The 14,876-nt window shown below is 70.7% G+C and carries 8 protein-coding genes; 4 read left to right on the top strand and 4 right to left on the bottom strand.

The genetic code is table 11. The annotated features are described in order from the left end of the window. Positions 1 to 90: 90 nt before the first annotated feature. Together ACF08M_RS04055 and ACF08M_RS04060 are read right to left on the bottom strand one after the other, a co-directional pair. Complete coding sequence (locus ACF08M_RS04055; RefSeq protein WP_392183652.1) at positions 91 to 654, bottom strand: HutD family protein; 564 nt, start codon at positions 652 to 654, stop codon at positions 91 to 93. After that, positions 651 to 1,394 (bottom strand): vWA domain-containing protein, encoded by a 744-nt coding sequence (locus tag ACF08M_RS04060; protein ID WP_392183653.1) that lies wholly within the window; start codon positions 1,392 to 1,394, stop codon positions 651 to 653. Before ACF08M_RS04060 ends, ACF08M_RS04055 begins: the two co-directional genes overlap by 4 nt. A 137-nt stretch (positions 1,395 to 1,531) precedes the next feature. Here ACF08M_RS04060 and ACF08M_RS04065 point away from each other — a divergent pair, with 137 nt between their 5' ends. The 4 genes from ACF08M_RS04065 to ACF08M_RS04080 all read left to right on the top strand — a co-directional run bounded on the left by ACF08M_RS04065 (position 1,532) and on the right by ACF08M_RS04080 (position 8,597). Then, complete coding sequence (locus tag ACF08M_RS04065; RefSeq protein WP_392183972.1) at positions 1,532 to 2,467, top strand: rhomboid family intramembrane serine protease; 936 nt, start codon at positions 1,532 to 1,534, stop codon at positions 2,465 to 2,467. A gap of 76 nt (positions 2,468 to 2,543) precedes the next feature. After that, entirely contained in the window at positions 2,544 to 7,808 is a 5,265-nt protein-coding gene (locus tag ACF08M_RS04070) for a caspase family protein (RefSeq protein ID WP_392183654.1), read from the top strand. A 4-nt stretch (positions 7,809 to 7,812) separates the two neighbouring features. Continuing rightward, on the top strand, positions 7,813 to 8,151 hold the full coding sequence (locus ACF08M_RS04075) for a hypothetical protein (protein ID WP_392183655.1): 339 nt from the start codon (positions 7,813 to 7,815) through the stop codon (positions 8,149 to 8,151). Further along, positions 8,148 to 8,597 (top strand): hypothetical protein, encoded by a 450-nt coding sequence (locus ACF08M_RS04080; protein WP_392183656.1) that lies wholly within the window; start codon positions 8,148 to 8,150, stop codon positions 8,595 to 8,597. Before ACF08M_RS04075 ends, ACF08M_RS04080 begins: the two co-directional genes overlap by 4 nt. Before the next feature lie 137 nt (positions 8,598 to 8,734). On the opposite strand, the gene ACF08M_RS04085 is transcribed toward ACF08M_RS04080, so the two are convergent. Both ACF08M_RS04085 and gltB read right to left on the bottom strand, forming a co-directional pair. Further along, a complete protein-coding gene (locus tag ACF08M_RS04085) occupies positions 8,735 to 10,213 on the bottom strand; it encodes a glutamate synthase subunit beta (RefSeq protein WP_392183657.1) in 1,479 nt (492 codons plus the stop codon). After that, on the bottom strand, positions 10,206 to 14,816 hold the full coding sequence (gene gltB / locus ACF08M_RS04090) for a glutamate synthase large subunit (RefSeq protein ID WP_392183658.1): 4,611 nt from the start codon (positions 14,814 to 14,816) through the stop codon (positions 10,206 to 10,208). The genes ACF08M_RS04085 and gltB overlap by 8 nt, the downstream gene beginning before the upstream one ends. Positions 14,817 to 14,876 lie beyond the last annotated feature (60 nt).

Raw genomic sequence — 14,876 nt, forward strand, 5'->3', positions numbered from 1 at the left:
AACCCCGGAAACCCGACATCTTCTGTCGGGATTTCCGGAGCGTCCGCCAGACCATCTTCTGTCGGGTTTCCGGAGCGTCCGCCCGACGGCTCATCCTCGGGACAGAGTGACCACCAGGGCCCACCCCAGGGTCCGGAGCACCCCCGGCGATTCGCCCTGCGCCAGCACCGCGTCGTAGCGGTCGAGTCCGATGCCCGGGCCGTCGAGCACCGCACCGTCCTCCAGCGCGAGGGCCAGGACCGCCCCGCCCCGGGGCGCCGACAGCCGGACGGTGCCGCGCACCACCGCGACCTCCGCGCTCGTGCGCGCCCTGCGGTACATCACGTTGGCATTCACGACCGGGCCGCCGAGCAGCCTGCCGTACGTCTCCAGGTCACCGGGGAAGTCGTGCGGCCAGTACGGCTCGTCGACGATGTGGTGCTCGCCGCCCACCAGGAGGTCCATCCCGGCACCCTCGACCACGGTCAGCGTGCGGTCGACCCCGGGGAACGCGGAGAACGGCCCGTCCCGGGACACATCGGCGAGGCTGACCCGCCAGTCGAAGGCGTCCAGCGGCGCCCCTTCGGGGAACGCCGCGATCTCCCGGGTGACTCCCCCGCCGTTCTTCCAGGGCGTGGCCGTCCGGTCGGCCGCCCGCAGCACCCGGGCCGTCACCGGACGATCCCCCGGTCCCGGGCCGCGGCCAGCCACTGCGGGAATTCGGCGACCAGCCGGTCGTACAGCTCGGCGTCCGGGACCGTGCGCGGGTCGGGCCCGGCGTGGAAGAAGCCGGCGTTGTCGACGGGGCGCTTGGCGGGTACGGCCAGTTCGTCGAGCCTGCGCAGGAAGTCGAACTGCGTACTGCGCTTGTTGCCGAAGCCGACGAACTGCCAGAACAGCGGCAGCCTTGCCGCCTTGCAGAGGTAGCGTTCCGCGGCGTGCTTGCTGATCGGGCCGCCGTCCGTCTGGAAGACGACGAGCGCGGGGGCGGTCGAGCCGCTGTCGAGGTAGTGGTCGATGACCGCGTCCATGGCCAGGTGGTAGCTGGTCTTCCCCATGTGTCCGAGGCCCGCCACGATCTCGTCGACCCGGCCGCGATGGTTGTCCAGGGCTATCTCGGTGACGGCGTCGATGCCGGTGGAGAAGAAGACGACGGGTACGCGGCCGTCGTCGTCCAGGTGCGCCGAGAGGCCCAGTACCCGGTCGGCCAGGGCCTGGACACTGCCGTCCTTGTAGTACTCCCTCATGGAGCCGGAGTAGTCGAGCACCAGATAGACCGCGGCCCGCTCGCCGCTCATGCCGCGCCTGGTCAGCGAGACCGACGCGCTCTTGTAGAGACTCACCAGCGCGGGTGCGGTCTCCTCGATCTTGCGGAGGCTGATGGCCGGACCTGTTGCGGCGCACGAGCCGGCCATGCGGATGCTCCGATCCTCGATGTGTCAGAACCACGAGCGTAAGGCACCCGCATGGGCCCCGGGCCGCGGTGTTCGTTATCTTGATCGCCGCCGTCCCCACCGGCCGCTCGTACCCGCCCACCGTGAAGGAGCCCGCCGTGGACGCCGCAGCCACCACCTGCTACCGCCATCCGTCGTACGAGACATATGTGAGCTGCACCCGCTGCGAACGCTTCATCTGCCCCGACTGTATGCGTGAGGCCGCCGTCGGCCACCACTGCGTGGACTGTGTGAAGGAGGGGCAGCGTTCGGTCCGGCAGGCGCGCACGGCGTTCGGCGGCACGGTGCCCAGGACCGCGGTACCGCTCGTCACGTACGTGCTGATGGGTCTCAACGTCCTGGCGTATCTGGGCGAGTTGGTCCGGCCCGGAATCGTCGACCGGTTCGCGATGCTCGGCGCGGGACTGAACGGCCCCGACGGGGGCCAGTACGTCTACCAGGCGGGAAACTTCCCCGGCTTCGACGCGATCGGTGTGGTGGACGGTGAGTGGTACCGGCTGCTGACCGGCGCCTTCCTGCATCTTCCGCCGGGCGGATCGTCCTTCGGCTCGCTGCCGTTCGGAGTGCTGCACATCCTCTTCAACATGTATGCGCTGTGGAACCTCGGCCGCGTCGTCGAGGAGCAGCTGGGCCGGGTCCGGTACCTCGCGCTGTATCTGCTGTCCGCGCTGGGCGGTTCGGTCCTGGTGTATCTGATCGCGCCGTCCGACAGCACAGTGGGTGCGTCCGGTGCGGTCTTCGGTCTCGGCGCGGCCTTCTACATCATCAACCGGCGCCTGGGCCGGGACATGCGGGCGGTGAACCGGTTCATGGCGGGGTTCCTGCTCTGGATGCTGATCTCGGCCGGATTCGCCTCGTGGCAGGGCCACTTGGGCGGACTGCTGACGGGCGGCGCCGTCACGCTCGTGTACGCGTACGCCCCGGCGAAGCGGCGTAGCCTCGCGCAATGTGCCGCGTGCGGTGTGCTGCTGGTGGCGCTGGTCGCCCTGGTGGTCCTCAAGACGTCGCAGCTGACCGGCGGCGGAGCGGCTTGAGCGGTCCGTCAACGCCCCTCTACCGTGGGCCACTTCTGGAATGATGTGGCCGGGGACGAGAGGGCTGGGGGCGCGTGTGGAGCGGGAACAGGGCGAGGCTGCGGCGGGACGGCGGCGCGCGCTGCTGATCGGGGTGAAGGACACCCCGTATCTGGCCAAGAACCCTGATCTCGCGGTCCGGTACCGCCCGCTCGACTTCGTCGAACGCGATGTGTCGCTGATCGCCACCGCGTTGAGGCAGTCCGACTACTCGGTCGTCGTGGAGCACGAGGACACCGGTCTCAACCCGGTCTTCGGTGCGGTCTGCGACTTCCTGGGGTCCTGCGAACCGGGCGACACGGCATTCCTCTACGTCTCCTGCCACGGCGAGACCCTCGACGGCAAGGACCATCTGGTCCTGGCCGACGCCCAGCCCGGACCGGAGCTCCCGGACGGCAGCCGCGGTCTCCTCCCCCGCAGCCTGCTCCGGGCCGACGAGAGCGGGCTGCTGAGCTCTCTGCCCGCCGGGGTCACCGCCGTCGTCTGCCTCGACATCTGCCGTACGACCGGCGCGGCGGTGCCCGCGCAGACGGCGGGCGGGTGGAGTTCGGGCAGCCACGACGCCTACTGGCTCTACAGCTGCGGCGCCGGACAACGGGCCTACGCGGACCGGGTGGAGGGCAGCTGGTTCGCCCGGGCACTGGCCGGCGCGCTGTCCTCCACGAACCCGCCGACGACGTTCCTCGACGTGGCCCGGCACACGGAGACCGAGCTGCGCCGGACCGCGGACCAGCACCCGCAGGCCGAGCCCCCGAGGGTCGAGACCCGGCTGCCCATCCCGCCGTCCGGCGCCGCGCAGTCCGACCCGGTTCTCTGCGAGGGTTCGCGGCAGACCCTGCACTGGACCCGGACGATCCGCGAGTCCGGGCTGTGGGCGCACACCTCGGGCACCGGGGCCGCCCACGACCGGGTCAAGGACAAGCTGACCGAGCTGGTGCACTGTGTGGTCGACAGCTGCGCGGGATTCGGCGCCCACCGCGACGACCCCTGGTCCGACCCGCTCTACCCGGCGCGCGTCGAGGCCCGGCTCACCTCCCTGGTGGCACGGGCGCAACTGCGGCACGGGGACCGGCTGACCCCCGCCGAGACGGGGTGTCTGCTGGCCGCGGCCGTCGTCCACGAGGGTGTCGTCGCCATCGCCCTGGACGAACTGCGCGGGCTCCTGCCCGAAGAGTTCGATCCGGGCCCGCGCCGCCGTACCGAGGCGGCCGGTGACCACCGGCGGCTGGTGCGTGACGCCGCCCGTGATGTCTGCCGCGCCCATTCCATGGTGCTGCGGACGGCCGAGACGCTGCGGGGGCGCGGGCCCCGGCTCCGGTCCGCCACGACCGCCGCGGACCACTGGCTGCGCCACCGGTTCATCGCCGACTGGGACCGGCTGTGGGAACGGACCGGGGACTACGGTCTCGTCGACCGGCTCATCGGGATGACGGTCGCGGCGATCGAGGCGGCGGCTGAGACCCCCCTCGCGGGGACGGTCACGGCGGAGACCAGACAGGAGATCGACAGCAAGGTCCGCCAGGTCCTCGGCCATCTCACGGTCAAACCCGGCCGGAGCCCCCGGATCAATCTGGACCACGCGGACGACACCTGGGACGAGAACTGGCGGCCGGTCCCCGGCAACCGGCTCCGCGGGCTGCAACTGGCCCGGCTGCTGTGGACGGCGGGGCTGCTCGCCGCGGATCCGCGCAGGCTCTCCAGCGTGCTCGTCGACCACCTGGGCGCGCACGATCCCCTGCTGCCCACCGAGGTCGTAAAGGCGCTCGGCACCGGTTTCGACTACGAGGAGGAGGACGAGGGCCGCACCGCCGACACCTACGGTCTCACCGTCTGGTTCCGGTGCCCGCACCCGGCGCTGCACGCCGCGGTGGAGGAGCTCGCCCTCGACGCCGACGCCACCGTACAGGCGTTTCGCGGCGACATCGGATCGCAACCGCTGCTGCGCGGACTGCCCGACCAGGTGACGGCACAGCAGTTGCGGGCTCTGCCGGGGCGCTACCAGGAGCCGCTGGAACGGTTCCGCCTCGCGGAGGACGAGATCCGGCCGCTGCTGATGGGCACCCAGCTGTACGGGGACCGGATGCTGGCGGTCCGGGAGCTGTACCAGAACGCGCTGGACGCCTGCCGGTACCGCGACATGCGACGGCAGTACGGTCTCACCCGGACTTCGTGGGACGGCGAGATGACCGCCGCGCAGGGCTGGGAGGGCGAGATCACGTTCACTCAGGGCTGGGACGACGACCGTCCGTACATCGAGTGCCTGGACACGGGTGCGGGCATGACCCGTTCCAAGCTCACCTCGATGTTCGCGCGGGCCGGCAAGCGGTACGAGCAGGACCCGGACTTCGTCCTGGAGCGACGCAACTGGCGGCGCCACGGCATTGCCGACCGGGCCATGAACTCCCGTTTCGGCATCGGGGTGTTCAGCTATTTCATGCTCGCCGAGGAGGTCGTCGTCTGGACGCACGCGGTGGACTCCTTCGGACGGCCGGGCAAGGAGAAGCCGCTGCGGGCGGACATCCAGTCCGGTTCCGGTCTGCTCCAGATCAACCGCTCGGACGACCCGCTGGTCCCGGCGAACGGCGGCACCCGGGTCCGGCTCTATCTGGCCGAGCCCCGCGAGGGCGAGAAGCGGCCCTCCCTGGTGGAGACCTTGCACTCGCTGCTGTGGGTGACCGAGCACCGGGTGACGGCGAAGGAGCTGACCGAGGACGGGAAGCCGGCCCGCAGTCTCGGCTGGGATCCCGGCCGCCTGGCGCACCGGGACGGCTGGCACGGCAGCCCGCTGCTGGTCCGGGGGCGCGAGAGCACGGAGGCGTTCGCCTGGCTGGTGCAGGGGCCGGGACAGCTGCTGCTGGACGGAGTGGTGGTGCGGGACGCCCCGGCCGTCGAGGGGCGGGTGATCAATCTGTGCGAGCGGCACAGTCCGGTGCCCAGCGTGGACCGCAATCAACTGCTGTCGTACGACGAGGACCTGGTACTGGAGGAGTTACTGGCCGGGGTCGCGGACGCGGTGGCCGACTGCGAGGAAGTGTCGATGCGGTGGCTGTGGAAGCTGGCCGCCGACGCGCCCCGCGTCGCCATCGCCGTACTCGACGGGCTGCCCCGGGGCGCGACGGCCGTACTGAACTCCGAGGAGGGCGAGCGGCTGGTGCCGGGGAGGCTGCCGCTCGCCACTGCGGGCTGCTTCCCCTTCGACGAGAGCGCCGTGCGCAACACCTACAGCGGTGCGCGGCTCGACTCCGAACGTCCCCACGAGAACGTGCTGTTCAGGGACTGGCAGTTCACTCGTCTGGGCATCTTCGCGTCCCAGGAGCACTTCGCTCCGGCGAGCTACCCCAGGCACAACAGTCTTGATGCCCTGCTCTTCCAGAAGGAAATGCCTCCACCGTGGGTGTCGGTGCTCCATGCGAGTGCCCGGGCCCAGGTGCCGGTGCGCGAGGCGCTGAAGGCATTGCGCCGCTATGCCGTCACGGGGGTCGAGGTCCCGGCCGTGGACGACCTGAGGCAGTTGGGGGACCGCGGGGTGGGGCAGCCTGCCGCCGACCTCTACGCCGGCTATGCGTCCGTGGCAAGGCAATTGCACCCCTCTGAGGTGACGACCTTCCTGTTCTTCCGGCAGCAGTCCGAGACGCTGCGCAGATCGAAGCCGCCTGCGGTGCATGCCCCGATCCTGGCGGTGTCGGCACTCCACGACCTCCCCCTGGGCGCGGTGGCGGATCTGCTCCAGGAGCTGTCCCACCTCGACCCCACGCTGCCGAAGCCTCCCGAAATCGACTCGGTGCTCGCCCAGGAGCGCGTGACCAAGGACGAGGTCTGCCGCATCGCGATCGATGGGGGCCTCCCTCCCACCCCCTGGCTGAAGCCGACGGGCTGGCTGCCCGGGGAAGTGGGGCCCGTGGACCTGCTGAGCCGCGCGGAGCCTCCGTTGGCTCTCGGCGAACTCGCCCGTCGTATCGAGCAGTTCACCGCGTTGGGTTTCTCCCTCGTCCGCACACCGACCGCCGCCGCGCTCGAATCCGGTGTGCTCCCGCCCGACCAGCACCTCCTGCTGTCGGCGGAGTTCGACCGCACACCGCCGTGGCGCGAGGGAGCGCTTCCGCTGCATCATCTGCTGAGGGCGACCTCGGAACTCGGAGTCCCCCTGGGAGAGGTGGTCCGACGGGTCAACGTCGCGACTCCGGTCACCGGTGCCCTTGCCCAGGACATTCCCGAAGAGGTGGCCGACTGGATCGTCCCGTACCCGCTCGCCGTCCTGCTGTTCAACGGGCAGTCGGGATCGGCCGCACCCGCGCTGAGGCCGTGGGAGCTGGTCGGCGTCTTTCTCCAGCGGAGCAGAGACCTGACGGAACTCCGCAAGGCGATCAGCGCCCTGGACGCCTTGGGAGCGATCGACTGGAGAGGGACCGACAGGGTCGCCCTGGAGCGGCAGGTATCCACCCGCAGCGGTCTCCTGGTCCCCTATTCGGCGGCCAACACCATTTCCAACTCCGATTATTACATCAGCGTCGGGGGCGACTTCGACGAGGACGGCGTCAGCCTGGCCTATGCCCTGGCCCTTTCGGTCCAGCAGGACAGCGAACTCGGGACGATGGTGGACCTGCTGAACGGAGTGCGCACGGATCTGCCTCTGAAGGTCGAACCGCTCCCGCCGAGCGCCCGTGGGCTGCTCGCCACCGCCAGCGACGTACGCAGTCTGGTTTCCGGAGCGGTCGACTCCCATGCCACCCGGTTCCGTGACCGGCTGACCGTTCCGGCCCTGCTGAGGCATGCGGAGGACAGCCTCTGCTCGCTGGGAGCGTCCGTCCGCCGTCTGCGTACCTTCGCCCCACTGGGCGCGCCAACCCCGCCGGGCGACCCGGCCGACCCCGGCGTGCTGGACCTGGACGACTTCACGCCGGACCGGTTCGACCACGCCGCCTTCGACAAGGGGCTCCTCGGCCCCGGCGTCCTCGGACCGCTCGAACTCGTCCTGGTGGCAGGCAGGTTCGGCTGGGACCTCGGCCGGACGTACGCGCGCTACGCGCCCCTGCGCTGCCTGGGTCTCAAAGTCACCGTCCGCGCACCCGACTCCCGCGAGGCGTCCCTGTCGCCGGACTGGCGCGACGTCCTCCTCCTCACCTCCCAGCTCACCGGCCGTCTGCCGGCCCTGACCGGCGAGGTCTCCCGGGACCACATCGCCCTGTGCGCGGAGGAGACCGATCTCGACGAGGCCGGGGTCGTCGGGCGCCTGCGGCAGTACGCCGGCCTCTTCGGCCTCGGCCTGCCGGCTCCCGCACCGACCGTCGAAGAGAGTCAGTGATCCCATGGAATACAACGCCGCCGTCACCCGGTCCGAAGTACTCACCTTCGCGTGGACACTGCGCGAGTCGGGCGGCCGTGCGCTCTACACGGCGACGGGCACCTGCGTCCAGTGCGGCTGCCCGATGACCCGGACCTTCCCCTTCGTCCAGCCACCGGTCCCGAAGGGGGGCGGTTTCCTGGGCCGCCGTGAGGACCCGGGGCCGGGGACGTGGCACACCACCTGCCGCTGCGCGTCGCTCCACATGCCCCGGCCGGCGAACGAGCCGCACGGCTGCGGGGCACTGCTGACGCTCGCCCCGCCGCCCGCCGGGCTGGTCGCGCAGGCCGGGCCGACATCATGACGGACTTCACCCCGCAACAGGTGCGGGACGCCGAACGGCGGCTGGACGCCCTCGCGGATCCGCACGAGCAGCTCCGGCTCGCCGTGCAGCAGGCCGAGGGCTACCGCAACTTCCTGTCCTCGCTGACCGCGGTACTGACCGCGGTCTTCGTCCTCAAGGGACAGGAGGATCTCAGCAAGCTGGCCGCCGGCCCCCGCTGGACGGTCATCGCCCTGCTGATCACGGGCTTCGTGGCGCTCGTCGCCGCGTCCTGGCTGAGCGTCGTCGCCGTGCACGACCGGCCCGGCCGGGAGATCGTCGGTGAGCCGGAGCGGCTGCTGCGCGACGAGGTGCGGCGTACGCGCCGGATCTGGCGGCTGGTCGAGTGGGCGCGGTGGCTGGCGCCGGCCGGGGTACTGGGGGTGGCGGCGGCGGTGATCGTCACCTGGGTCGCCCCGGCCGCATAGCGGGGCCGGGGCCGGGACAGGGAGCAGACCGGTCCCGGACGCGCCACGGCGCCTGCCGAGGTCGTCCGGTCGGGGACGGGCAGGCGCCGCGTTCAGTTCCGTACGCCGTTGTACGGGACGTCCTGTGTGCCGTGGAATCAGACCGCCAGGGCGCGGTCCGTCGGGCGGATCGGGGCCGGCAGGGCGCTGGCTCCGGTCAGGAAGCGGTCCACGCCGCGCGCCGCGGAGCGGCCCTCGGCGATGGCCCACACGATGAGGGACTGGCCGCGGCCCGCGTCACCGGCGACGAAGACTCCGTCGATGTTGGTGGCGTAGTCCGCGTCACGTGCGACGTTGCCGCGCTCGTCGAGCTCCAGGCCGAACTGCTGGACCAGGCCGTTGGACTGGTCGGTGCCCGTGAAGCCCATGGCCAGGGTGACCAGCTGAGCGGGGATCCTCCGCTCGGTGCCGGGCTTCTGCGCCGGCTTGCCGTCCTTGAACTCCACCTCGATCAGGTGCAGGGCCTGGACGTTGCCGACGGTCTGCCCCTCCTCGGGAGCGGAGCCCTCGAAGTGGGTGGTGGAGACGGAGTACACCCGCTCGCCGCCCTCCTCGTGCGCGGAGGTGACCTTGTAGAGCATCGGGAAGGTCGGCCAGGGCTGGTTGGCGTTCCGGTCCTCGCCCGGCCGGGGCATGATCTCCAGCTGGGTGACCGAGAGCGCGCCCTGGCGGTGGGCGGTGCCGACGCAGTCGGCACCGGTGTCGCCGCCGCCGATGACGACGACGTGCTTGCCCTCGGCGGTGATCGGGGAGACCGTCAGATCGCCCTCCTGCACCTTGTTGGCGAGCGGGAGGTACTCCATGGCGAAGTGCACGCCGTTCAGCTCACGGCCCGGGACGGGCAGATCGCGGGAGACGGTGGCACCGGCGGCGATGACGACCGCGTCGTAGCGGCGGCGGAGCTCGGCGGCGTCGATGTCCCTGCCGATCTCCATCTCCGTACGGAACTTGGTGCCTTCCGCGCGCATCTGCTCGATGCGGCGGTTGATGTGCGCCTTCTCCATCTTGAACTCGGGGATGCCGTACCGGAGAAGTCCCCCGATGCGGTCCGCGCGCTCGAAGACGGCGACCGTGTGGCCGGCCCGGGTCAGCTGCTGGGCCGCGGCGAGACCCGCCGGGCCCGAGCCGATGACGGCCACGGTCTTGCCGGAGAGCCGCTCGGGCGGCTGCGGGGTGACGTCGCCGTTGTCCCACGCCTTGTCGATGACGGAGACTTCGACGTTCTTGATGGTGACGGCCGGCTGGTTGATGCCGAGTACGCACGCCGACTCGCAGGGGGCCGGGCAGAGCCGCCCGGTGAACTCCGGGAAGTTGTTCGTGGCGTGCAGGCGCTCGGACGCGGCCGTCCAGTCCTCGCGGTAGGCGTAGTCGTTCCACTCGGGGATGAGGTTTCCGAGCGGGCAGCCGTTGTGGCAGAACGGGATGCCGCAGTCCATGCAGCGGCCCGCCTGCTTGCTGATGATCGGGAGCAGCGAGCCCGGAACGTAGACCTCGTTCCAGTCCTTGACGCGCTCGCCCACGGGGCGGGTCTCGGCGACCTCGCGCCCGGTGGTCAGGAAGCCCTTGGGGTCAGCCATGGGTCGCCGCCTCCATCATCTTCTCGGTGGTCTCCTGTTCGGAGAGACCGGCGAGCTCAGCGGCATCCTTGGCGGCGAGCACTGCCTTGTACGTGGACGGGATGATCTTGCTGAAGCGGGAGACACCGCCGTCGGCGCTGTCCCACTCGGCAAGCAGCTTCTCGGCGACCGTGGAGCCGGTCTCCTCCTGGTGGCGGCGCACCACGTCGTGCAGCCACTGCTTGTCGGTGTCGGAGAGTTCCTCGATCGCGCCGAGGTTGCCGACGTTGACGTTGTCGCGGTCCAGGTCGACGACGTACGCGACGCCGCCCGACATGCCCGCGGCGAAGTTGCGTCCGGTCTCGCCGAGGACGACGGCATGACCACCGGTCATGTACTCGCAGCCGTGGTCGCCCACGCCTTCCGAGACGACCGTCGCACCGGAGTTGCGGACGCAGAACCGCTCACCGGTCCGGCCGCGCAGGAACAGTTCGCCGCCGGTGGCGCCGTAGGCGATGGTGTTGCCCGCGATGGTGGAGTACTCGGCGAGGTGGTCGGCGCCGCGGTCCGGGCGGACGATGACACGGCCGCCGGAGAGGCCCTTGCCGACGTAGTCGTTGGCGTCGCCCTCCAGGCGCAGCGTCACTCCGCTCGGCACGAAGGCGCCGAAGGACTGGCCGGCGGAGCCGGTGAACGTGACGTCGATGGTGTCCTGCGGCAGACCGGCGCCGCCGAACTTCTTCGTCACCTCGTGGCCGAGCATGGTGCCGACGGTCCGGTTGATGTTCCGGATCGCGATCTGGGCCCGGACCGGCTGGGCGGCCTCGGCGCTCTCCGCGTCCAGGGCGTCGGCGGCGAGCTTGATCAGCTCGTTGTCGAGGGCCTTGGCGAGACCGTGGTCCTGCTCGACCAGCTGGTGCCGGACCGCACCCTCGGGCAGCTCGGGGACGTGGAACAGCGGTTCCAGGTCGAGGCCCTGCGCCTTCCAGTGCGTGATCGCCCGGTCGGTGTCGAGCAGCTCGGCGTGGCCGACGGCCTCCTCGATCGTACGGAAACCCAGCTCGGCGAGGAGCTCACGGACCTCCTGGGCGATGAACTCGAAGAAGTTGACGACGTGCTCGGCCTTGCCGGAGAACCGGCTCCGCAGGACCGGGTTCTGGGTGGCGATGCCGACCGGGCAGGTGTCCAGGTGACAGACGCGCATCATGACGCAGCCGGAGACGACGAGCGGCGCGGTCGCGAAACCGAACTCCTCGGCGCCCAGCAGCGCGGCGATCACGACGTCGCGGCCGGTCTTCAGCTGGCCGTCGGTCTGCACGACGATGCGGTCGCGCAGGCCGTTGAGCAGCAGGGTCTGCTGGGTCTCGGCGAGGCCCAGCTCCCAGGGGCCGCCCGCGTGCTTCAGCGAGGTGAGCGGGGAGGCGCCCGTTCCGCCGTCGTGGCCGGAGATCAGGACGACGTCCGCGTGCGCCTTGGAGACACCCGCGGCGACCGTGCCGACACCGACCTCGGAGACCAGCTTCACATGGATGCGGGCCGCCGGGTTGGCGTTCTTGAGGTCGTGGATCAGCTGGGCCAGGTCCTCGATGGAGTAGATGTCGTGGTGCGGCGGCGGCGAGATCAGGCCGACCCCGGGGGTGGAGTGCCGGGTCCTGGCGACCCATGGGTAGACCTTGTGGCCGGGCAGCTGGCCGCCCTCGCCGGGCTTGGCGCCCTGCGCCATCTTGATCTGGATGTCGTCCGCGTTGACCAGGTACTCGCTGGTCACGCCGAAGCGGCCGGAGGCGACCTGCTTGATGGACGAGCGGCGCGCCGGGTCGTAGAGCCGGTCGGCGTCCTCGCCGCCCTCACCGGTGTTGGACTTGCCGCCCAGCTGGTTCATGGCGATGGCGAGGGTCTCGTGCGCCTCGCGGGAGATCGAGCCGTACGACATGGCGCCGGTGGAGAACCGCTTGACGATGTCGGAGACGGACTCGACCTCATCTAGCGGGATCGCCTCGCGGTCGCTCCTGCCGTTCTCATGTGTCTTGAGGGCGAACAGACCACGGAGCGTCATCAGACGCTCGGACTGCTCGTTCACCCGGTCCGTGTACTTCTTGAAGATGTCGTACCGCTTGTTGCGCGTGGCGTGCTGGAGGCGGAAGACCGTCTCCGGGTCGAACAGGTGCGGTTCGCCCTCGCGGCGCCACTGGTACTCGCCGCCGATCTCCAGCGCGCGGTGCGAGGCGGAGATGCCGGACGCCGGGTAGGCCTTGGCATGGCGGGCGGCCACTTCCCGGGCGATGACGTCGAGGCCCGCGCCACCGATCTTGGTGGCCGTGCCGTTGAAGTACTTCGCGACGAAGCCCTCGTCCAGGCCGACGGCCTCGAAGACCTGGGCGCCCCGGTAGGAGGCGACCGTCGAGATGCCCATCTTGGACATGACCTTGAGAACGCCCTTGCCGAGCGCGTAGATCAGGTTCCGGATGGCCTGTTCGGCCTCGATGCCCTCGATGAACGTGCCGGCGCGGACCAGGTCCTCGACGGACTCCATCGCCAGGTACGGGTTGACCGCGGCGGCGCCGTAGCCGATCAGCAGCGCGACGTGGTGGACCTCGCGGACGTCTCCCGCCTCGACCAGCAGCCCCACCTGGGTGCGCTGCTTGGTACGGATGAGGTGGTGGTGGACGGCTGAGGTGAGCAGCAGCGACGGGATCGGGGCGTGCTCGGCGTCGGAGTGCCGGTCGGACAGGACGACGAGGCGGGCGCCGTCCTCTATGGCGGTGTCGACCTCGGCGCGGATCTGCTCGATCCGCTCCGCGAGGGCGTCGCCGCCGCCGCCGACCCGGTAGAGCCCGGAGAGGGTGGCGGCCTTCATGCCCGGCATGTCGCCGTCGGCATTGATGTGTATCAGCTTGGCCAGTTCGTCGTTGTCGATCACCGGGAACGGCAGCGTGACGCTGCGGCACGACGCGGCGGTCGGCTCCAGCAGGTTGCCCTGCGGGCCGACCGTGGAGCGCAGCGAGGTGACGAGCTCTTCGCGGATGGCGTCCAGCGGCGGGTTGGTGACCTGCGCGAACAGCTGGGTGAAGTAGTCGAAGAGCAGCCGGGGGCGCTCGGACAGGGCGGCGATCGGCGAGTCCGTGCCCATGGAGCCGAGCGGCTCGCCGGCCGTGCGGGCCATCGGCGCGAGGATGACGCGGAGCTCTTCCTCGGTGTAGCCGAAGGTCTGCTGGCGGCGGGTGACGGAGGCGTGCGTGTGCACGATGTGCTCCCGCTCGGGGAGGTCCTCCAGCTGGATCTCGCCGCTCTCCAGCCACTCCTCGTACGGCTGCTCGGCGGCGAGGGCGGCCTTGATCTCGTCGTCCTCGATGATGCGGTGCTCGGCGGTGTCGACCAGGAACATCCTGCCGGGCTGGAGGCGGCCCTTGCGGACGACCTTCGCGGGGTCGATGTCCAGGACACCTACCTCGGAGGAGAGCACGACGAGGCCGTCGTCGGTGACCCAGTAGCGGCCGGGGCGCAGACCGTTGCGGTCCAGGACCGCGCCGACCTGGGTGCCGTCGGTGAAGGTGACGCAGGCCGGGCCGTCCCAGGGCTCCATCATCGTGGAGTGGTACTGGTAGAAGGCGCGGCGGGCCGGGTCCATGGAGGTGTGGTTCTCCCACGCCTCGGGGACCATCATCAGCACCGAGTGGGGCAGCGAGCGGCCGCCGAGGTGGAGCAGCTCCAGGACCTCGTCGAAGGAGGCGGAGTCGGAGGCGTCCGGGGTGCAGACGGGGAAGATCCGGTCGAGCTGCTCGCTGCCGCTGTGCCCATGGCCGGCAGAGCCGAACGCGGTGGAGGCGAGCTGGGACTCGCGGGCCTTCATCCAGTTGCGGTTGCCCTTGACCGTGTTGATCTCGCCGTTGTGCGCGACGAAGCGGTACGGGTGGGCGAGCGGCCAGCTCGGGAAGGTGTTCGTGGAGAAGCGCGAGTGGACCAGGGCGACGGCGGTGGCGAAGCGGCGGTCGGAGAGGTCCGGGAAGAACGGCTCCAGCTGCCCCGTGGTGAGCATGCCCTTGTAGACGATCGTGCGGGCGGAGAGCGAGGGGAAGTACACCCCGGCCTCCCGCTCGGCGCGCTTGCGGAGCACGAAGGCCTTGCGGTCGAGCGCGATGCCGGTGCTCTCGCCGTCCGCGACGAAGAGCTGGCGGAACTCGGGCATGGTGGCGCGGGCGCCGTTGCCGAGGATGTCCGGGGTGACCGGGACCTGGCGCCAGCCGAGGACCCTGAGGCCCTCCTCGGCGGAGATCTTCTCCAGCTTCCCGACGGCCTCGGCGGAGTCGTCCGCGGGCAGGAAGGCGATTCCGACGGCGTAGGCACCGGCCTCGGGAAGGCCGAAGGCGACCTCGTCGCGGAGGAAGGTGTCCGGCACCTGGAGGAGGATCCCGGCCCCGTCGCCGGAGTCGGGCTCGGATCCGGTGGCACCGCGGTGTTCGAGGTTGCGCAGTACGGTCAGCGCCTGCTCGACCAGCTCATGGCCGGCCACACCGGTCAGAGTGGCCACGAACCCGACACCGCAGGCGTCGTGCTCGTTACGGGGGTCGTACATCCCCTGCTGGGCGGGGCGACCATCCATGGGCGACCAGGCGTCGGTACGCATCGGCTCTCCCGTCGTCGTCGTGGCATGTTCAGTGCCGAGGGACGACGTTGGCCCTCTGCG

The organism is Streptomyces sp. NPDC015032, from assembly GCF_043080425.1.
GTDB lineage: Bacteria > Actinomycetota > Actinomycetes > Streptomycetales > Streptomycetaceae > Streptomyces.